General features: G+C 60.8%; 11 protein-coding genes. 6 read left to right on the forward strand and 5 right to left on the reverse strand.

Annotation, left to right across the window (positions count from 1 at the left end):
- The first annotated feature begins 5 nt into the window (after positions 1–5).
- From CUN63_RS27605 to CUN63_RS27625, 5 genes are read left to right on the forward strand one after another with little or no spacing between them, the layout of a single operon-like run.
- Positions 6–2120, forward strand: a complete 2115-nt coding sequence (locus CUN63_RS27605) for a glycosyl transferase family protein (RefSeq protein ID WP_129444099.1) — start codon at positions 6–8, stop codon at positions 2118–2120.
- On the forward strand, positions 2117–4660 hold the full coding sequence (locus CUN63_RS27610; protein WP_129444101.1) for a bacteriophage N4 adsorption protein A: 2544 nt from the start codon (positions 2117–2119) through the stop codon (positions 4658–4660). The genes CUN63_RS27605 and CUN63_RS27610 overlap by 4 nt, the downstream gene beginning before the upstream one ends.
- 8 nt (positions 4661–4668) lie before the next feature.
- Complete coding sequence (locus tag CUN63_RS27615) at positions 4669–5322, forward strand: alginate O-acetyltransferase AlgF (protein WP_129444103.1); 654 nt, start codon at positions 4669–4671, stop codon at positions 5320–5322.
- The gene (locus CUN63_RS27620; protein WP_129444105.1) at positions 5319–6308 is read left to right on the forward strand and encodes a twin-arginine translocation pathway signal; all 990 of its coding nucleotides are present in this window, start codon (positions 5319–5321) and stop codon (positions 6306–6308) included. The genes CUN63_RS27615 and CUN63_RS27620 overlap by 4 nt, the downstream gene beginning before the upstream one ends.
- Positions 6275–7168 carry a hypothetical protein gene (locus CUN63_RS27625; RefSeq protein WP_129444107.1) on the forward strand — a complete coding sequence of 298 codons (894 nt, stop codon included), beginning with the start codon at positions 6275–6277 and terminating at the stop codon, positions 7166–7168. The genes CUN63_RS27620 and CUN63_RS27625 overlap by 34 nt, the downstream gene beginning before the upstream one ends.
- 19 nt (positions 7169–7187) lie before the next feature.
- Here the strand turns inward: CUN63_RS27625 and CUN63_RS27630 are convergent, their stop codons facing one another.
- Positions 7188–9797, reverse strand: a complete 2610-nt coding sequence (locus CUN63_RS27630; protein WP_129444109.1) for an EAL domain-containing protein — start codon at positions 9795–9797, stop codon at positions 7188–7190.
- Between the two features lie 550 nt (positions 9798–10347).
- Here CUN63_RS27630 and CUN63_RS27635 point away from each other — a divergent pair.
- A complete protein-coding gene (locus CUN63_RS27635; protein WP_129444111.1) occupies positions 10348–15963 on the forward strand; it encodes a putative Ig domain-containing protein in 5616 nt (1871 codons plus the stop codon).
- A 359-nt stretch (positions 15964–16322) separates the two neighbouring features.
- Here CUN63_RS27635 and CUN63_RS27640 read toward each other — a convergent pair whose 3' ends face one another.
- The 4 genes from CUN63_RS27640 to nspC all read right to left on the reverse strand — a co-directional run bounded on the left by CUN63_RS27640 (position 16323) and on the right by nspC (position 22115).
- Complete coding sequence (locus CUN63_RS27640; protein WP_129444113.1) at positions 16323–17693, reverse strand: HlyD family type I secretion periplasmic adaptor subunit; 1371 nt, start codon at positions 17691–17693, stop codon at positions 16323–16325.
- Positions 17686–19407: a type I secretion system permease/ATPase gene (locus CUN63_RS27645; protein ID WP_129444115.1), complete on the reverse strand. Its 1722-nt coding sequence runs from the start codon at positions 19405–19407 to the stop codon at positions 17686–17688. The genes CUN63_RS27640 and CUN63_RS27645 overlap by 8 nt, the downstream gene beginning before the upstream one ends.
- A gap of 347 nt (positions 19408–19754) precedes the next feature.
- Positions 19755–20990 carry a saccharopine dehydrogenase family protein gene (locus tag CUN63_RS27650; RefSeq protein ID WP_129444117.1) on the reverse strand — a complete coding sequence of 412 codons (1236 nt, stop codon included), beginning with the start codon at positions 20988–20990 and terminating at the stop codon, positions 19755–19757.
- A 27-nt stretch (positions 20991–21017) separates the two neighbouring features.
- Entirely contained in the window at positions 21018–22115 is a 1098-nt protein-coding gene (nspC, locus tag CUN63_RS27655) for a carboxynorspermidine decarboxylase (RefSeq protein WP_129444119.1), read from the reverse strand.
- Positions 22116–22243: the final 128 nt, after the last annotated feature.

Below are 22243 nucleotides of genomic sequence, written 5' to 3' on the forward strand. Positions count from 1 at the left end.
TTTCGATGACGTCGCTTTATTGGCCCTACTGGCTGGCCCACTACTACAGCTTCCTGGAGATCTCGACCATCGTGGTCGCGGTGCTGATCCTGATCTCCAGCCTGGACGATCTGTTCATTGACCTGTGGTACTGGTCTCGCCGCCTGTTTCGCAAGTTCACCGTGGATCGCAAATACCGGCCACTGACCGCCGAGCAGTTAATGGCCCGGGATGAACAGCCGTTGGCGATCATGGTCCCAGCCTGGCTGGAATATGACGTCATCGCACCGATGATCGAGAACATGGTGTCGACTCTGGATTACCAGAACTATGTGGTCTTCGTCGGCACCTATATCAATGACCAACGCACCATCGATGAAGTGGAACGCATGCGTCGGCGCTACAAGCAGCTGCATCGCGTGGAAGTCCCGCATGCCGGGCCGACCTGCAAGGCCGACTGCCTGAACTGGGTGATCCAGGCGATCTTTCTGCACGAGAAAACCCACGGCATGACCTTCGCCGGCGTGGTGCTGCACGACAGCGAAGACGTACTGCACCCGATGGAGTTACGCCTGTTCAACTACTTGCTGCCGCGCAAGGACATGATCCAGTTACCCGTGGTTTCACTGGAGCGCAACTGGTACGAATGGGTGGCCGGCACCTACATGGACGAATTCGCCGAATGGCATGGCAAGGATTTGGTGGTACGTGAAAGCATGACCGACACGGTGCCGTCTGCCGGGGTCGGCACCTGTTTCTCCCATCGTGCCTTGCGCGTACTGGCCGGGGAAACCCAGAACCAGCCGTTTAACACTGACAGCCTCACCGAGGACTACGACGTCGGCGCACGCCTGGCCAAGGTCGGCATGAACGCAATCTTCGTGCGCTTCCCGGTGCAGTTTCGCGTGTTGCGTAAATCATGGTTTCGCAAACCTTACGAATCGACCCTGAAGATGCCGTTGTGCGTGCGGGAATTCTTTCCCGATACCTTCCGTACCGCGTTCCGCCAGAAAGCCCGCTGGACGCTGGGCATTGGCCTGCAAGGGTGGGAGCAAATGGGCTGGAACGGCTCGCTGGCCAACCGTTATCTGCTGTTTCGTGATCGCAAGGGCGTGGTGACGGCGTTCGTCAGCATCATCGCCTACGTGATTCTGGTGCAGCTGCTGGGCCTGATCATCCTGCGCCAGAGTGGCCTGTGGGACGTGAGTTTCCCGACACCCTTTGAAACCAATGGCTTTATCCGTTACCTGCTACTGGCCAACGGTATCGCGCTGGCCTGGCGGATCGCGCACCGCTGCTATTTCACCACCGTACTGTACGGCTGGCAGCATGGTTTGCTGTCCATCCCGCGCATGGTGGTGGGCAACTTCGTCAACTTCATGGCCGCATCACGCGCCTGGCGCATGTTCCTGGTCGGCAAGGCGCTGAACCGCAAACTGGTGTGGGACAAGACCATGCACGACTTCCCGTCCACCGACCTGGTGGCTGCCGCACCGCGCAAGCTGGGCAGCGTGTTGCTGTCCTGGCAGGCGATCAACGATGCTGACCTGCAAAGCGCCCTCGCCGAACAGAAAAACCGGCACATGCCCTTGGGGCGGATTTTGCTCAGCAACGGCTGGCTGGACGACGAGACGCTGGCTGAAGCCATCGCCTTCCAGAACGATCTGCCACGGGTATTCGATGTGGCCGCCAAGGCACGGGACTCGATCCTGACGCTGGACGATGAGTTCGCCCTGCGCTGGCGCGTGGTGCCGCTTGGCTTGAATGCCGACGGCCGCGCGCAAGTCGCCGTCGCCAGCCCTCTTCCGGCCGAAGGTCTGCAACAGGTCAGCGATGAACTGGGCAGCGAACCGGTGCAGCTGATTGCCCGTGAAAGCGAAATCGTCGCGCAATTGCGTCAACTGAATGTGCGTGAAGGCCAATCCGTGCCAGATGCCCGCGCGCCACTGCTGGGTGACTTGTTGATCGAAATGGGCCTGCTGGATCGCGACGTATTCAATCGCACCATGTTGCAGTACCGCCCGCAGCGTCACGGACGCATCGGCGACTATCTGGTCGACAGCGGCGTGCTGCCCCGCTCCACCATCGAAAAGGCCGTGGCGCGTCAGCACAGCCACTACCCTGCGGAGCTTCCGGCATGAACCGCCCCTTCCTGACCCTGATGGCCACGGGGCTAAGCCTGTTACCTGGGCTTGTTCATGCCGAGACGCTGCCCCTGCCGTTGACCGGCCCGGCCTTTGAAACTGCCAACGAGGCGTACAGCGCGTACGAGCGTAAAGATTACGACCTGGCCATCGCCAAGGCCCGCGAAGCGTTGCGTCAGCGGGCTGATATCACTCGCTTGAACACCTTGATTGCACTGGCACAACGCGACAAGGAACAGCGAGACCATCCCAAGCGCTACCCGCAATCACGTCAGGCCCCAGGCTTCGGCGCCGCGGCCCAGGCGTTCAAGGCCTATGATCGCGATGACTTCGGCGTGGCTGCCCAAGCGGCACGCAAAGCCATCGCCCAAGCGCCCAAACGCATGGATTATCGACTGCTGCTGATCGAGTCGTTGCAACGCCAACAACATCTACAGGAAGCGGATCAAGCCACCACCCAGGCCCTCGCGGTGTTCCCGGACGACGATACGTTATTGATGCGTCGCGAAGCGATTCGTCGTCAACTGGCGGCGCCGCTGGCGGTTCAGGGCTATCGCGCCCTGGACCAAGGCAATGCGACCCTCGCCATTGACGAAGCCCAAAAAGCCGTCGCCCTGTCCCCGGAAATCGGCGCCAATCAGCAATTGCTGATCAGTGCCCTGCTCGCTGCCAGGGATTACCGTGGGGCCGAACAGGCCGCGTCAGGCGCTTTGGCACAAGACGATGGGGAAATCGCTCCGTGGATTCTGCGCAGCTACGCCCTTGATCGTCAGGGCAAAACTCAGGCCGCCCAGGCTGACCTGAATCACGCCCTGGCCATCGATGGCCTGCTGGAAGCGGAAATTCGTGACATTCGTTTCTTCGCCGCGGACGCCGCACTGGCCCATGGCGAGCCTCAGCAGGCGCTCGATCATCTGCAGCCATTGGCCGACGATGAAGGCGGCGAAGTGGCCCGCCGACGTACCGCTGCCCGAATGGCGCTGCGGCAGAAAAACAACGGCTTGAACGCTGTCGCCCACTTTCCGGCACCGGCCTTGAACTGTCAGGAAAGCGCCTTCGGCCTGGTCTGTGATATCTGGCCCGGTAATCAGCGCGACGGCGGAACCGACATGGCCGCCCAGGCCTACGCGGCGTTGGCCCGCAAAGACCCCGCGACAGCGGTTGCCCTGGTGAAAGAAGCCATTGCCCGCGCGCCACAGAATCCGGCGTACCACCGACTGCTGGTCAGCGCCCTGAGTGATCAGAAACGCGTGCCCGAATCCATCGCGGCGGCCAGTGACGGTCTCAAGATCAATAGCGATGATGCCCGCCTGCTCGCCCAGCGCGGTCGTTTGCGTCAGCAATCGGGTGACGATGCCGGGGCGCGCAAGGATTTTACTCAAGCCCTGGCCCTCGGCAGCCTGCCCGCTTACGAAGAAGCCAGTCTGTATGCCGCACTCGGCCAGCGTCGAACCGCACGCGAACGGCTGCAACAAGCGCGGGACACGGGCGAGCTGGAATCGATGAGCGACCTGCAGATCGCTTATTTGTCGGTCCAGGCCGGCGACGATGACGGTGCCCACACTTCGTTCCGCAAGGCCGATGCCGACACCCGACTCACGCCGACAGCAACGCAGGATGCGGCCTACACCGCCATGCGGGTCAATGACGACGAGCAAGCCGTCACCTACTTCAAGCGCGTCATCGACGCAAAAAATGCCGATAAACTCGACATATCCCCACAGCAACTGTTCGACACCCGTCGCGCGGTGGCCGATGTGTCGCGCACCTGGGGATTGACCAGCACCACCAGTTATCGCGGCAACAGTTCAAGCAGTGGCCTGAGCTCAGCGCCGAGTAGCGGCAGCAACAGCAATGACAGCCTGCAGAACAGCACCGAGCTTTCCTGGCGTCCTTTGGGCTATCGCAACGCACGTTTTGTCGAACTCTACGGACGCATCACCGACACGCTGTGGAGCAAGAACGGCGATTCGGATACCGGTTTCGATGCGCTGCAAGGCGCCGTGGGTGTCCGGGTCAAACCCTTCACATCGCTGAACGTGATGGCCGCCGTCGAGCGTACATTCCCCTTGGGATCGTCGGACGTCGACGGTGACTGGCTGGTGCGTCTGGGCTACGGCTCAAGCATCGGGACCGATCTGCGAGTGGATGCCTCCAGCTGGTGGACCTCGCAGTTGTTCGCTGAAGCCGGTCATTACGTCAACGACTCGCGCGACTACTTCAACAGCGAATGGCAGGTGGGTCGCAGCTACGCCATCGGCGGCACAGGCTCGCGCTGGGTGAGTTTCCCCCATGTCGTGGCCGCGTTCGACTACGACTCCAAGATGAACAGCAAGACGGACACCGACGGCAGCACGGACTCATCATCTGGCAAGGCCGGCGGCGTTGGTATCGGTAACAACGTCCGGTACTGGTTCCGTGAAGATGCGTACAACGCCCCCCGCTCGTATGTGGACTTTTCTCTGCAGTACCGCGTGAAGGTGCTGGGCGATGACCGCGCTCAAGGCGTGTTCGCTCGCCTGACCTATTCCTATTGAGGACTTGCATGAACGTTCGAATGTGTTTGTGGCTAGGTCTTGGCCTGCTCTCGACAGGCGCACAAGCTGCCTCGGAAATCGCCCAGCTGTACGCGCCCAAATTGCCCGAAGGCTCGGCGTATGTGCGGGTGGTCAATCCCGGCGATACCGCCATGCAGGTTCGTATTGAGCAAGGCGCGACCTTTGCCCTTTCCGCCCAGAGCACGGTGGCCAGTCCCTTCCAGGTCGTGGACTCGCGGCAGCCGCTCAAGCTGACCATCAATGGTCGCGAGATAACAGGCCTGAGCGCACCGAAAAGTGCGTGGGTCACGCTGATTCTCGACAGCGATCCGGCACGGGCGCCACGCCTGGTCATCGACCCGCCGCTGCGCGGTAAAGACCTGCGCGCCGAGCTCAGCGTTTATAACCTGAGCAGCGGTTGCGAAAAGGCTGAAGTCAAACTGGCCAATGGCGCCCCGGTATTCACCCAGCTGCCGTTCAACGGACAAGCCCAGCGCACGATCAACCCGGTGCAGGCGACGTTGGTTGCCAGCTGCAATGACAACGCCAGCCCGCCGTTGAAGCTGGCGCCCTTCAAGGCCGGCGATCGTTATAGCCTGTTCCTGATCGGCTCCCGCCAGGCCCCTCGCCTGATTGGCCTTGTCGACCAGACCGCCCCATGAACCTTCAATCCAAACCCGATCGTTTTACCCGTCGGTTGTCGATGTCCGCCATGATCGCTGGCCTGCTGTCGAGCCTGTCAGGCACCGGCGTTCAAGCGGCGTCGGCGGTGATCACCGGCAACGGCGGCTGGTTATTCCCGGCCTGGGAAAGCCTGAGCAAAGTCGACAACACCGGCACTGCCCGCAGCATTGCACTGGTCAAAGAACTCCAGCAGCAACTTGAACGCGAACATATCGGGCTGGTAGTGCTGGTGGTGCCGATGAAAGCGCCGTTTTATGCCCAGCGGCTGCCCGCCGATCAACCCTTGAACGTCGCCGTGATGCAGCGTTATGACCACCTGCAAAACGACTTGGCCCAAGCAGGTCTGACCACGCTGAACATCAAGCCAATCCTGCATCGGACCGAGCAAGGCAAACAGACCGCGTTTTACCGCGCCGACTACCACTGGACAGCCTGGAGCGCCGAAAACACCGCCGACTCCACGGCGCAACTGATTACCGAGCGCTACCGTCTGCGAGGTGACCCCGGTGGTGGCGCGGTGCTGGGCCAATGGTTCGACAGACGCGCGTTCGGCGACCTGGCCAGTAATTTTCTGCCAGCGATCAAGCGCAAGGCGATTGGTCGCGACATCTACACCGTTCGCCATCAGGCCGAAAACGACTTGCTGATCGACGATGCGCCGGCACCGGTCCAAGTGATAGGCAACAGCTTTGTCCAGCCTTACCTGGGTTTTACGCAGAAGCTTTCAAATACCCTGGACCGTCCCGTCGCACTGACCTGGAACCCCGGCGACGTCGGTCCGTGGGCTACGCTGCTGCAATACCTGGAGTCGGCGGATTTTGCCGAACACAAGCCGCAAGTGATCGTCTGGCAATTCAACGAGGGCCAGTTCCACCTTGGCCCTGATGCGGCAGCCAACTGGAACGCCAAAGGCGTCACCTCGCTGAGCCAATGGCATCAACGCATCAAAAAGGCACTGCCGTGAAAATCTTCGGCTACACCGCCAGTCGCGCGACCGTTGCTGCTCTGTTGCTTGCCGTCACCGTCGGCGCAGGTACCGGCATGCTCTACGTGACGAAGACCAAGGCCCTGGACCCGGGGATTGTCGGCATCGTCTGGCAGCCGGATAACAAGACCGTCGGTATCAGCGGACACTGGGAAAAACTGGGCGCGCGTGAGCTGCTGGTGCAATGGACAGTCGTGGACGATCAGGCCTTCGTTCCCGGTACCGGCCTGCCCACCGTACCGGTGTTGCCCGATTGGGCGCGCATCGCCAAGGCACCCTGGGCGCAGGACGTGATCCTGGGGCTGGCGGGTTATTTCAGCGAGAACCGCTCTCGGGACAACATCGAAGAACTGGCCACGGTCTCGGAGCGGATCGCCAAATTGCCTACGCCGTTACACGTGACCGGCTGGTATTTCCCGGCTGAAGTCGACCCCAGCTGGACCCGCGCCAAAGACCTGCCCGCCCTGCTGGTCAAGCTGCCGCGACCGTTGTGGATCAGCGTTTATGACGGTGCCAATATCGGCCCCGTCGCCACCGCCGAATGGCTCAAGCAATGGCTGCCGGATGACATCGGCGTGTTCTTCCAGGACGGTGTTGGCGTCTACGCCCGCACTGCACCGGTCGCGCGAACCTACGCCGACGCCCTGCGCCAGCGTCTGGGCAATGACCGTGTGCGGATCATCGTCGAAGCCTTCCGCCCCAACTTTGGTGGCGGCTTCCGCTCCGCGACCGCTGCCGAGCTCAAACCGCAACTGGCGGCCTATGACGGATATCCGCTCTACCTGTTCGACGGGCCGCACTACGTGACGCCAGAGTTGGTCGAGCAATTGGTGCAGTAAAGCGTGCGCAGCTGACGTGTTAACTTTCAGCGTGAGCGCTTTCGGCCAGCGCTCGCAGCCCTGAATGCTTCGCGTGGACGCCAATCAAGTGTCCAATCGCCTGCGCATCCATGGGCCGGCTCAAGAAATACCCTTGAACCTCATCGCACCGCGCATCCTGCAACGCCTGAAGTTGCTCGATCGTTTCCACCCCCTCTGCCGTGACTGTCAGCGACAGGGCCCTGCCCAGCCCGACGATGGCCTCGATGATCGACTGATCATCACCGCTGGCGGCCAGCCCGGAAATAAAGCTGCGATCGATCTTCAACCCATCGAAAGGAAATGAACGCAGGTAGCTCAATGACGAGTACCCAGTGCCGAAATCGTCCATTGCCAGGCGGACACCCAAGGCCTTCAAGTCGTGCATGATCTGCAGCGCGCCCTTGGCGTCGTCCAGCATGACATTCTCGGTCAATTCCAATTCCAGCCGGGCCGGATTCAAACCGGTCTGCGTTAACACCGCCTGAACCCTGGACACCAGTTGCCCGCGCTGAAACTCTGTCGGCGACAGGTTCACCGATACAAAGAGTTCTTCAGGCCAGGTCGACGCGGTCCTGCAAGCGGTGTGCAGCACCCAGTTGCTCAGCGGCAGAATCAACCCGGTTTCTTCCGCTATGGGAATGAAAACGTCGGGCGCCAACAGCCCTCTCACCGGGTGCTCCCAACGTACCAGCGCTTCGGCACCGGCCATGACCCTGCCTGCAATCTGATAGCGCGGCTGAAAGTGCAGACGCAACTCATCATGTTTGATCGCGTGACGCAGATCGCTTTCCAACTGACGACGATCGAGGATTCGAGCGTTCATGTCGCCCGCGTAAAAACGCCAGGTATTGCGTCCTGCATCCTTGGCTTCATACAACGCGATGTCGGCATAGCGCAGTAACTCATCGGCCAGGGTGGCGTCGGCCGGTGCCATGGCAATGCCGATGCTGGCACTGATAAACACCTCATGCTCATTAATCTGCAACGGCTGTTCGATGCAGTCGATCAGGCGCTGGCACAGGTGCTCGACCTCATCCTGAGAAACCATATTCGCCACCACCAGCACAAACTCATCGCCACCGATTCGCGCGACCAGGTCATCGGAGCGCAAGCACTGCCCCAACCTTTTGGAGACCTCGTTGAGCACTTGATCGCCTGCGGCATGCCCGAGCAAATCATTCACCGGTTTGAAGCGATCGAGGTCGACGCTGAGCATGACCAACGGATCACTCAGGGTCGGCGCAGCCTTGAGTTTGCCATCGAGGAATTCCTGCATACGGGCGCGATTCGCCAGGCCCGTCAGCGCATCGTGTTGCGACAGGTATTCGATCCGTCGGCGGGCCGCCACTTCTTCGGTGATATCGCTGGCCGTGCCGCGATAGCCCAGCCCCTCCATCTCCCGCACGGAAAGACGGAAAATCCTGGCTTGCCCGTCCCCTGACAGATAGCTGCATTGCAAGATGGCGTTGGCCCGTCGCGAGTGGTTTTTCAACCACTGGGAAAGCGGGCCCTGATCAGACACCAGCAAGTCATCGATAGGACGACCAAGACACTCGGCCCTGCGCAGTCCCGTCACGGTTTCGAAGCGCTCTGACAGGTAGGTGAAGCGCAACCCGGTATCGATTTCCCAAATCCAGTCGGAGGACGCTTCGGCGACATCACGAAACCGCGCCTCACTGGCCGCCAATGCCGTGCGACTGACCTGCAAGGAGGTGTAACTGGCATCCATCACTTGCGCAGCCGCCGTGGTACGCCGCTGAAAAAGCCAGGTCATCAGTCCGATAATCAGCCCCGCTATACCGACCAGAGGCAACACCACGGTCATCAACCGATACCCCGGCTGCGCCGGTGTCCACTGCAGGGTGCCCGCCGTACCGGTTTCCCCCAGACGCAAAAACGATGTGCCGAGCGCTGCGCTATCACCTGAGGCCACGCGCAATTGAGCAATCCCGAAATCACTGGCCATGCTACTCAATCGGGCAGCATCGAGCCTGGAGACGAACAACAGTATTGAGGCTGGCCTGTCATCCGTTTCGACCTGGGGGTTGGTGCCAGGCGTCAGGGGCGCGGCAGCGACCAACACCGGGGTGCCGTCGACATCGAGAAACGCCTTGATGGGTGTTTCGCTTTCGACATCGATGCGTGCACGTTCGATGAGCGCGGTGATGGGTTGTTTCAACCAGTCTTCAGCGGTGACCGATTCCAGCTGCCCATTGATGACCGAGTACACCGTACGATCGGTCGGATCGATCACAAACACGCCCTCAAACCCGAAATCCTCAAACAGCGACGAACCGGCATTCTGGCGGACAAATGCCCAGTCGGTATCCACCTTCCTGTGCAGGTGCTCATAGGCATCGCCCCAGAATGCGTAATCCTTGATCGTCAAAAGAACCGACTTCTCCAGGGCCTGCACGGCCTTTTCCGTATAAAAGCGACTGCGGCGCTCGGCGTCCTGGTTTTGCTCGAAGGCGATGTAAACAATCAAGGTGCTGGCCAACAGGAAGATCGACAACAACAGACAAGAGAAGCCCGTCAAAGACATGCGGGTCAGGGAAAGATTGGAGGTTTGCATCTGCGGCAGAGGGTCGAGAGGCTTGTTTTTCATAGGGCTTCCAGGCGGTACAACGGCTACGGGCTAGCACAGGAGACGACGCAGGCGTTAAAACACATGCGTTGAAAATGCTCCCTGAGTCGAAGTGATTCCTCGCATTCAGCCCCGGACTGTTGGCAGGATCAGTCCGTAATGTACTTGTTGAACTTATCGGCGCGAATGTCGATGCCTTGACCCGCTATCGCCTTCAACCGCTCAACGGTCGAGTCTTGCGAGACAAGCCAATTCTGAAGGTTCAGTTCAATTTTTCTTTTTGCGGCAGCTGGGCTTTCGAGCGCGACGCCGGCCTGATGGAAAAAGGCTTCTCGATCTCGACGTCGATAACCGCGGAACCCGTAAGAGTGGGCTTGTTCGCTTACTGAGCGGGCGTCAACAGAACGTTATTGTCTCGAAATACCTCACAACCGCTGATCAGTTAGTGCGGTTTTTTGACACCTCCCCGATATGTGGTCACAACTTTTGCGCTTCGTTGGGCCCTAACACCGTGGCTGTCGATGGAATATTGGCATCTTCCGAGGTTTTAGCCCGATACGGAGATAAGCTCATGATTTTCAATGTTCAAAATTTTGGCGCCAAAGGAGATGGCATCACAGACGACACCGCGGCAATACAAAGTGCGATTGATGCAGCGGCCGCCGCAGGTGGGGGGGAGGTGTATGTGCCGACCGGAACTTATATCGTTTCGGGAGGCGAGGAACCCTCCGACGGTTGCCTGATGCTCAAGAGCAACGTCTACCTGAACGGCGACGGCATGGGCAAAACCACCGTCAAAGTGGCTGACGGCTCCGACACCAAGATCACGGGTGTCATCCGCTCGGCCTATGGCGAGGAAACCCACGACTTTGGCGTCAGCAACCTCACCATCGACGGCAACCGTGACCACACCACCGGCAAGATCGACGGTTGGTTCAATGGCTTCATCCCCGGCCAGGAAGGCTACGACTCCAACGTCACCCTCGACAGCGTCGAGATCAAGGATTGCTCCGGGTACGGTTTCGACCCCCACGAGCAGACCGTCAACATGGTCATCAAGAACAGCGTGTCCCACGGCAATGGCCTGGACGGCTTCGTTGCTGACTTCCTCAGCGACAGCACCTTCGAAAACAACGTCGCCTACGACAATGACCGCCACGGTTTCAACGTCGTCACCAGTACCCACGACTTCACCCTCACCAACAACGTTGCCTACAACAATGGCGGCAACGGCATCGTGGTGCAGCGCGGCAGCGAGAACATCCCCTCCCCCAGCAACATCACCATCACCGGTGGCGAGGTGTACGGCAACGGCGCCGAAGGGGTGCTGATCAAGCTGTCCAGCGAGGTGACCGTCAGCGACGTCGACATTCACGACAACGCCAGCGCCGGGATCCGCATCTACGGCAGCAACCACGTCGAGATCATCGACAACACGCTCAACAACAATTCCCTGGGCAACCCCGTACCGGAAATCATCATCCAGTCCTACGACGACACCCTGGGCGTGTCCGGCAAGTACTTCAACGGCAGCGACAACACGATCCAGGGCAACATCATCAGCGGCAGCAACCTGTCGACCTACGGTGTTGCGGAGCGCAATGAAGACGGCACCGACCGCAACGCCATTATTGGCAACACCATCAGCCACACCAGCAAGGGCGCGACGCTGGTCTATGGCGACGGCAGCTACGCCAGTGCCACGGCGCCGATGACCACCGTGCAAGGTACGGCTGGCAACGACACCCTGCTGGGCAGTGCCGCCAGCGAGATTCTCTACGGCGCAGCCGGCAACGACACCATCAATGGCGGGGCCGGCGGCGACATTCTGGTGGGCGGTGCAGGCACCGACAAACTCACCGGCGGTACCGGCGCCGATACGTTCCGTTTCGTCGCTCAGTCCGACAGTTACCGCAACGCAACCGCAAGCTTCGATGACACCATTACCGACTTCGACGTCACCCAGGACAAGATCGACCTCGCCGGCCTCGGTTTCACGGGTTTGGGCAATGGTCGTGGCGGCACCCTGCAGGTCAGCTACAGCGCCAGCAACGACCGCACCTACATCAAGGACTACGATGCCGACGCCAGCGGCAATCGCTTCGAGTTGATTCTCTCGGGCAACCTCGCCAGCACCCTGACCGCCAGCAATTTCATCTTCAATCACGTGGTCACCGGCACCAGCGGCAGCGACTCGCTGCTGGGTACCGATTCGGCGGACACCCTGCTCGGCCTCGCGGGTAACGACAGCCTTGGTGGCGGCGCGGGCGACGACAAGCTCGACGGCGGCGCCGGCATGGACACCCTCACCGGTGGTGCCGGAGCGGACACCTTTGTGTTCTCCAATCGCATGGACAGCTACCGCAACTACAACACCGGCGGTGCCAACCTTAGCGACGTGATCACCGATTTCGATATCAGCGCCGACAAGATCGACCTCTCGGCCTTAGGTTTCACCGGCTTGGGTGATGGCAAGAACAACACTGTGTCCCTGGTGCTCAACAGTGCCGGCACCAAGACTTACATCAAGTCCCTGGCCGCCGACGCCGATGGCAACCGCTTTGAAGTGACGCTGAACGGCAACTACGTCGACAAGCTGACCAGCGCCAATTTCGTCTTCGCCACTTCGCCAACGGTCAACCATGCGCCGGTGGTAGCAACGGCGTTGCTGGATCAAAACGCGACCGAAAACACCCCGTTCAGCTACGTGGTGCCGGCCACCAGCTTCACCGATCCGGATAACGACAGCCTCAGCTACATCGCCAAACTGGCGAATGGCAGCTCCCTGCCCAGCTGGCTGACATTCGATGCAGCGACTCGTACGTTCAGCGGCACACCCAGCGATACCGCATCGGGCACTTACTCCATACAAGTCACCGCGACTGATGGCAGCAACGCCACCGTCAGCGACAGCTTTACCCTCGCCGTGCAGGACGTGCCCGCCTCACCCACTGTGATCAATGGCACGCCGAACAACGACACGCTGACCGGCACCGCTGCCAACGAACAACTCTTCGGTGGCGCCGGTAACGACACGCTGAATGGCGGCGCGGGCAACGACATCCTGGTCGGTGGCGCCGGGGTGGACAAACTCACCGGTGGCGCGGGTGCCGATGTGTTCCGCTACACCTCGACACTCGACAGCTACCGCACCAGTTCCACCAGCGTCAGTGACCAGATCCTCGATTTCGACGTGGCCGCCGACAAGATCGATGTCTCGGCGCTCGGCTACACGGCCCTGGGCAATGGCCTGAACGGCACGCTGCAAGTGACCTACAGTGCTTCGAGCAACCGCACCTACCTCAAGGATCTCACCGTCGACGCGAACGGCAACCGCTTCGAATTGTCGATGGCGGGCAACCTGGTGAGCAGCCTGACGGCGAGTCATTTTGTTTTCGCCGGCCAGAACGCACCCAGCAATGTAGCGCCGGTGGTGGCCATTCCCCTCCTCGACCAGAACGCCACCGAAAACACGCCGTTCAATTACACCGTCACCCATGACAGCTTCACCGACGCCGACCAGGATGCGTTGACCTACACCGCGACCCTCGCTGACGGTAGCGCCCTGCCCGCGTGGCTGAGTTTCAACGCGGCCAGCCTGACGTTCACCGGTACGCCGATCAGCACGGCGTCGGGCAATTACAACGTACTGGTCAAGGCCACCGATCCTTCAGGAGCGTCGGTCAGTGACAGCTTCGCCCTGGCGGTGGCCGATGCGCCCGCCAATACCATCGCCGGCACCAACAATGCCGAAGCCCTCAACGGCACGGCGGGCGCGGACCTGATCCTCGGCCTCGGTGGCAATGACACAATCAAGGCCGGCACCGGCGCGGACATCGTCGACGGTGGCGCCGGACGCGACTCGCTGTACGGCGGCGACGGGGCCGACACCTTCCGCTACACCAACGTGCTCGACAGCTACCGCGACTACGACACCGGTGGCGTCACGGCCACCGACACGATTTATGACTTCACCGCGGGCGTCGACAAGATTGATGTGTCAGGCCTGGGGTTTCTCGGCCTCGGCGATGGCAGCAATGGCACGTTGTACATGACCCTCAACGCGGCCGGCGACAAGACCTACATCAAATCCGCCGAGTCCGACGCCGATGGCAATCGCTTCGAAATCGCCCTCAATGGCAACTACCTCAACACGCTGACCGCCAGTGATTTCGTGTTCGGCGAGCGCGCCCAGCAGGACATCCTCTACCTGCCCACCCTCGGCCAATCCAATGCGCGCCTGCTGCGCATGACGGAGGACGACAATCAGTCCGGCACCTCGATGCTGGTCGAAGACCTGGACCGCTACACCCCCTATGACGTGCGCAGCCAGTTCACCGACGCCGATGGCAACGGCATCGACATCGCGGTGGGCGGCAGCACGGTCAACGGCCTGTCGACCATGAGCGCCGAGGAACTCAAGTTGTGCTGGTGGTTGACCGACACCAATCAGCCCGGGGCTGCGCTGTTGCGTGCCGTCGCGTTGCTGGGGGACCAGCGTACCGAACTGCAATCGATCGATAACGTCACCATGGGCATCATTTGGGGCCAGGGCGAGGAAGCCGCCCAGGAGATCGGCCGTGCCACGGACAAAACAGCGGCGGCCGCTGCCTACAAGGACGCGACCCTGAAGGTGTTTGATTACCTGCATACCCAGTTCGGCAGCTTCAGCGTGTACATGATGGAAACCGGTCACTACCAGGAGGATGCGGCGCGCGCCCGTGGTTATTCGCCAGAGAAGATTGCCTCCATCGTCGAGGGCGTTGGCTATGTCCGCGCCGTCCAGGAATCAATCGCCGCCGAGCGTGCTGACGTCAAGCTGGCGGTGGACTACACCGACCTGCCCTTGCGCTACGAAGTCGATCCGCTGGTGTATCCCGACGACGTCTGGCACCTGCACGAGGAATCGGCGGAAATCGTCGGCCAGCGCCTGGCCGACTACATCGCCGATGACCTTGGCTTTCAAGGCAACCCCAGCGACAACAACAGCGCGCAGGCGATTTTCGACAACGCTCAAAACCAGGGCGGGATGATTTCCGGCACCGATCAGGCAGATACCCTGGTGGGCAGCTCGGGCAACGACACACTGGATGGCGACCTGGGCGCCGACTCCATGACCGGTGGCGATGGCAATGACATCTATGTGGTCGATAACGCGTCCGACAGCGTGGTGGAAACCAACACCTCGCCCTCGCAGATCGATACGGTGCAGGCCTCGGTCAGCTGGACCCTGGGCGCCAACCTCGAGAATCTGGTGCTGACCGGCGTGTCGGACATCGACGGCACCGGTAATGAGCTGCGCAACTTCATCACCGGCAATGCCGCCGCCAACGTGCTCAATGGTGCCGCAGGGGCCGACAGCATGAGTGGTGGCGATGGCAACGACACCTACTATGTCGACAACGCCGATGACACCGTGATCGAGACCAACAGCAATGCGGTGCCTGGAGGGATCGACAGCGTGCACAGCAGACTGGCGGCCTATACCCTCGGCAACAACGTCGAGCGTCTTTATATCGATAGCACTGGCGCCGCCAATGGCACGGGCAACGCGCTGGACAACACGCTGTTCGCCGGAGCCGGCAACAACGTGCTGGACGGGCGCGATGGCAATGACACGGTGTCTTTTGAACGCGCCCTGTCCGGCGTTACCGTAAACCTCTCGACGTCAGCGCAACAAAACACCGTGGGCTCCGGGCTCGACACCTTGAAATTCTTCGAAAACCTGACGGGAAGCGCCTACGCCGACAGTCTGTCGGGCAACAGCGCAGCGAACGTTCTGAACGGTGGTGCGGGCAACGACACGCTGGTGGGCGGTTCGGGCGATGACCGGTTGATCGGCGGCGCAGGCACCGACACGCTCACCGGTGGCACTGGCGCGGATACCTACGCGTTTGGTGCGCTGTCGGACATGGGCGTCGGCGCTTTGCGTGACGTGATCAGCGGTTTCAAGACCACCGAGGGTGATCATCTGGACCTTACCGGCCTGGACGCCAACCCGCTGACCGCCAACATGGACGCCTTCACCTTCATCGGCAGCAACGCCTTTGACCCCGCCAACGCCACCGGCCAACTGCGCTTTGCCGATGGCATTCTCTACGGCAGTGTTAACGCCGACGCCACCCCCGAGTTCGAAGTCCAAATGGTGGGCGTCAAGGAGCTGCACGCCAGCGACTTTACAGCCTGACGTCTTATGGGAGCGAGCTTGCTCGCTCCCATAAGGGATTTGCAGTGCCCGAAAAACCAAAGACCACCACAGACCCTAATGTCAGTCAGTTAAGCCGCACCCCGATCCTTGTAGCAGCTGGCGAAGCCTGCGTTCGGCTGCGAAGCAGTCGTAAATCCTGAACCCACGGTTTAACTGACACACCGCGGTGACTGGTTTTACGACTGCTTCGCAGCCGAACGCAGGCTTCGCCAGCTGCTACAAGGATCGCGTTGCGGCTTAACTGATTGGCATTAACCACAGACCCAATCACAAACGACCGTGTGCCGATTACACGGTCGGGTCATTGAGGCGCGAGGCGTCGTACGCAGCGATCCTGGTCATTCCTCTTTGAACGCCGCAAGCAAGCGTTCACGCAAAGGTTTCATCAGGTAATTCATAAAGGTGCGTTCCCCCGTCACCACCGTGACATCGGCGAGCATGCCGGGGCGCACCAGCAGGCCGGCGGCCTGCAGCGAGGCGACGGTGTCGGCGGGAATTTCGACCTTGGCGGAAAAGTACGGCTGGTGCGTCTGTTCATTGATCAACTGGTCCGCCGACACCGTAGTCACCGTGCCGGTGACCGTCGGCGTATCCACCCGTTGCAGCGCGGTGAAATGCACATGCACCGGCAGACCCGGGCGCAACTTATTGGCCATCAGCGGCTCGAAACGCGCGGTGATCGCCATCGGCGCATCCAGCGGCACCACTTGCATCAGGGTTTGGCCGGCCTGCGCAACGCCCCCGACCGTATGAATGTTCACGTCCATGACCTGCCCGGACACCGGCGCACGGATCGCACCGTTGTCGACTTCAAACTGCAAGGCACGAATCTGATCGGCATAACCTGCCGCCTCGGCAGAGACCTCGCTGAGCTGGGTTTCGGCATCGCGGCGAAATTCCTGCTGCGCCTGCAAGGCCTTGAGCCGGCTTTCATTGATCGCCTGGCGGGTCCTGCCGACATCGCCCACCCCGGAGGAAATCTGCCCGGCCAATTGGGCTGCGTTGCGTTCGGCCTCGAAGAGTTTGTTGCGCGGAATGTAGCCTTCACTGGCCAATCCACGCAGGCCTTCCAGCTCTTGCTGCTGGAAGCGCATCTGCGTGTCGTAGTTGCGCTTGAGGCCTTCGTAGCCTTGCAACTGCTGCTGCAATGCCGCGGCTTCGTGTTCGATGATCTGCAAGCGGCTGCCCAGTTCTGCGCGGCGGGTCAGAAACAACTGGCTCTGCAAGGCCATGGCGGCCTTGACCCGCGGCTCGGCGGCATGTTCCAGCAGTTCAGCGGGCCATTGAATGTCGGCTGAGCCCAGGCGCTCGGCAATCAACCGCGCCTCGACGCTGCGATCGTTGAGCAACTTGCCCAACGTCACGTCCCGTTGCGACTGCGCCTGCACCGTATTGAGCTGCACCAGCAACTGCCCCTGGGTGACGCGGTCGCCATCGCTGACCAGCAGCTTTTCCACTACCCCGCCGACCAATGACTGCACAGCCTTGCGTTCGCCCGCCACCACCACGGTGCCACTGCCCACGACACCCTGGTCGAGTGGCGCGAGGCAGGCCCAAAGCAGGAAGCCGCCCAGCGTCAGGACCAGGAAACCCAGACCATAGCGTGCTGCCCCCCCGGCGTCGGTATTGGCGCAGGGCAGCGTTGTGGCGCCGCGCACGCTCGGCCGTTGCTCGCTGTACGTTTGTGTTCCGGGGGTCAGATCACGCATCTTTGCCAGCCTCCCTGACCGCGGCCGGTCTTGGCCCCGGCATCAATGCTTTGAGCACCCGGTCCCGTGGACCGAATGCTTGTTGAGTGCCGTCCTTGAGCACCAGGATGTGATCGACCACCGCCAGCACATTAGGCCGGTGGGTAATCAGCACCACGGTGCTGCCAGCAGCCTTGAGCGCACGGATGGCCTGCACCAGCGCCTGCTCCCCGGCTTCATCGAGGTTGGAGTTGGGCTCATCGAGCACAATCAGCGACGGGCGCCCATAGAGCGCGCGAGCCAGGCCGAGACGTTGCTTTTGTCCACCGGACAAGCCAAGCCCGCCGGGGCCCAGCGGCGTGTCGTAACCCTTGGGGAACCTCAGGATCATCTCGTGAATGCCGGCGTGACGCCCGGCGGCGATGATCTTGTCGGCGTCCTGCTCGCCAAAGCGGGCAATGTTGTCGGCCACACTACCGTCGAACAGCTCGATGTCCTGCGGCAGGTATCCAAGGTGCGGGCCCAGGGCGTCGTGGGACCATTGACTGATCTCGGCGTCGTCCAGGCGCACCGACCCGCCCATGGCCGGCCATACCCCGACCAGCGCCCTGGCCAGCGTTGATTTACCACTGGCGCTGGGGCCGACGACGGCGAGTACATCACCTTTGGCCAGGCTGAAATTGATGCCCCGCAGGATCGGTTGCGTGGCGCCGGGCGGGCCGACATACAACTGCTCCAGGCGCACTGCCCCGGTGGGCGGAGGCAAAGGCATGCGCAGGCGCTCGCGCGGATGCTGGGCAAGCAGTTGACTCAGGCGCTGGTAGCTCTGGCGGCCGGAGTTGAATTGCTTCCACGAGCCGATGGCGATTTCCACGGGCGCCAGGGCACGCCCCAGCAGCAGCGACATCGCAATCATCATGCCCGCCGACAATTGGCCTTCAAGCACCAGCAACGCCCCCAAGCCCAGTGCCAGCGACTGTCCGGAGATGCGCACGAAACGGGTCATCGAAGTGATACGCGCGCCGCGGTCGCTGGCATGGGCCTGGGCGGCAATGATGCGTTGCTGCAGCAGGCTCCAACGCTGGCGCAACGGCCCGAGCATGCCCAGGGCCTGGATGACTTCGGCATTGTGAAACGTGCTGTTTACATAGATCGACGACTGCACGCCCAGGCGATTGGCTTCGCCCAAGCGTGTGCGAGTCGACAATTCGCCCCACAGCGCCAGGCCGATCAGCACCAGGGCCAGAACCAGCGTCAGTACGCCGAACCATGGATGAAAGATGAACGCCACCAGCAGGAAGATTGGCAACCACGGCGCATCGAGCAAGGCGATCAGGCCCTGGCCGGTGATCAACTGCCGCAGCGTCGCCAGATCGATGAGCACCTGCGCCGGGTTGGCGTTGTGCTCGCGCAGGCTGCGAGCGAAGGCTGCGTCGAAAATCCGCTCGCCCAAGGCATCGTCCAGCCCCGCGCTCATACGAATCATCACCTCGCCGCGTGCCCACTCGATCAGGGCGCTGAACATGAACAGTCCCAGGGCGATCAAGGTGAGCATGAACAAGGTGGTTTCGTTGCGGCTGGTGAGGACCCGGTCGTACACCTGCATCATGTAGAGCGACGGCACCAGCACCAGCAGGTTGATCACCCCACTGAACAGCGCCAGCGACCAGAACACCCGGCGATAGCTTAATAAAGCGGCATCAATGTCATGACGCGGATCGAGAAGCAAACCCATAGAGTGTCGCTCGCAAAAGGAAAAGTCGGTTCAAGACGCAATCCATCGCGAACGTTTTGCCCTAAGGCATGGAGAAAACACTAAACGTAGCTGGATGCGCCGCAATCAGAGACGGTCCTTGTCGCTACAGGCGCCAATTACTGACCACGCAACCAGGGGTTAGTGCCGGTTCGACGGGCTGGGGTTCAATGTGGGTGACGGGCGGGAATGCTGGAGGCAGAGTTCTTGATCTCGTCCTCAACAAGCCCAACACAATACGCACAAACCAAAACGCCGCTCAAAGAGCGGCGTTTTTGCGTATGGAGCGGGAAACGAGGTTCACCTGTATGTTGCGAGCCTCAAGCGTTTCAGCTCCAGGGACGATCTCCATTCTCGTCCTTGATGCGGGTCGGCAGGCCCATCACATCCAGCGCCTTGAGGAACGGCTCAGCCGGAAGTTCCTCGACGTTGGCCATGCGCTGCACGTCCCACTCGCCACGGGCGACCAGCAGGGCTGCGGCCACGGGCGGCACGCCTGCGGTATAGGAAATGCCCTGGCTATCAGTTTCCGCGTAAGCGTCTTCATGATCAGCCACGTTGTAGATGAACACTTCGCGCGGCTGACCATCCTTGGTGCCCTTGACCAGATCGCCGATGCAGGTTTTGCCGGTGTAGCCGGGCGCCAGCGAGCTCGGATCAGGGAGCACGGCCTTGACCACTTTCAGCGGTACGACTTCCAGGCCCTCGGCGGTCTTGACCGGTTGCTCGGAGAGCAGGCCGAGGTTCCTGAGCACGGTGAACACATTGATGTAGTGCTCGCCGAAGCTCATCCAGAAACGCACGTTGGGCACGTCGAGGTTTTTCGACAGCGAGTGCACTTCATCGTGGCCGGTCAGGTACAGGTTCTGCGCGCCTACGACCGGCAGATCGTCGGTGCGTTTGACTTCGAACATGGTGTTGCTGGTCCACTGACTGTTCTGCCAGCTCCACACTTGTCCGGTGAATTCGCGGAAGTTGATTTCCGGGTCGAAATTGGTGGCGAAATACTTGCCATGGGAACCGGCGTTGACGTCGAGAATGTCGATCGAATCAATGCGGTCGAAATACTGTTGTTGCGCCAGTGCTGCATAGGCGTTGACCACACCCGGGTCGAAGCCCACGCCGAGAATGGCGGTAATGTTCTTCTCTTTGCACTCTTCGAGGTGGTTCCACTCGTAGTTGCCATACCAGGGCGGCGTCTCGCAGATTTTGCCCGGTTCTTCGTGAATGGCGGTGTCCAGATAGGCCACGCCGGTATCGATGCAGGCGCGCAGCACCGACATGTTGAGGAAGGCGGAACCGACGTTGATGACGATCTGCGATCCGGTTTCGCGGATCAGCGCCTTGGTCGCTTCCACATCCATGGCGTTCAGCGAGAAGGCCTGGATATCGGCGGGCACTTTGAGGCTGCCCTTGGCCTTGACGCTGTCGATGATGGCCTGGCACTTGGAGATGTTGCGCGACGCGATAGCAATACGACCGAGTTCATCGTTGTGCTGCGCGCACTTGTGGGCCACCACCTTGGCGACACCTCCTGCACCAATGATAAGCACGTTCTTCTTCAATTTCTCTCTCTCTCCTTCTCTGCCAGCTTACGAAAGGCTGGACATGTAGTCGTTGTAACCAAACTCACGAACCACCTCGACGGTACCGTCGAGTTGTTTCACCACGATGGACGGCATTTTCAGGCCGTTGAACCAGTTCTTCTTGACCATGGTGTAACCCGCTGCGTCGATGAACGACAGCCGATCCCCGATAGCCAAAGGACGATCAAATTGATACTCACCGAAAATGTCTCCGGCCAGGCAGGATTTGCCGCACACCATGTACGTGTGCTCGCCCTCGCTGGGCGCCAGCTTCGCATTCAGGCGATAGATCAGCAGATCGAGCATATGCGCTTCGATGGAGCTGTCCACAACCGCCAGGTGCTTGCCGTTGTAGAGGGTGTCGAGCACGGTGACTTCCAGCGAAGCGCTCTGCGTAATGGCCGCTTCGCCCGGCTCCAGGTAGACCTGCACGCCGTATTTTTGCGAGAAGCTCTTGAGGCGCGCGCAGAACTCGTCCAGCGCGTAGCCTTCGCCAGTGAAATGGATACCGCCACCGAGGCTGACCCACTCGACCTTGTGCAGCAAGTCGCCGAAGCGTTCTTCGATAGTGCACAGCATCTGGTCGAACAGGCCGAAATCACCGTTCTCGCAGTTGTTGTGGAACATGAAGCCAGAGATCTGCTCGATGACCTGCTCGATCTTCTCCGGGTCCCACTCGCCCAGACGGCTGAACGGTCGCGCAGGGTCGGCCAGCAGATAATCCGAGCTGCTCACCTGCGGATTGACTCGCAGGCCGCGCACCTTGCCGGCCGAAGCCTCGGTGTAGCGCTGCAACTGACCGATGGAGTTGAAGATGATCTTGTCGCAGTTGTCGAGCATCTCCTCGATCTCGTCGTCGGCCCAGGCCACGCTGTAGGCATGGGTCTCGCCAGCGAACTTCTGTCGACCGAGCTTGAGCTCGTAGAGCGACGACGACGTGGTGCCGTCCATGTATTGCTGCATCAGGTCGAACACCGACCAGGTGGCGAAGCACTTGAGTGCCAGGAGCGCCTTGGCCCCGGATTGTTCGCGCACATAGGCGATCTTCTGCATGTTCGCCAGCAGCTTTTGTTTATCGATGAGGTAGTACGGTGTTTTGATCATTTCGAGGCGCCTCCGGCAAGGCCAGCCAAAAAAGGATGCGCATTGTGCCTTCACTGGCTACATATCGAAAGAGCAGGAAGCACTGTCCACGCGAATCGTGGCTCAATTTAAGTCCCAGGCACCCAGCA

It is taken from the genome of Pseudomonas sp. ACM7 (assembly GCF_004136015.1).
Classification (GTDB): Bacteria; Pseudomonadota; Gammaproteobacteria; order Pseudomonadales; family Pseudomonadaceae; genus Aquipseudomonas; species Aquipseudomonas frigoris.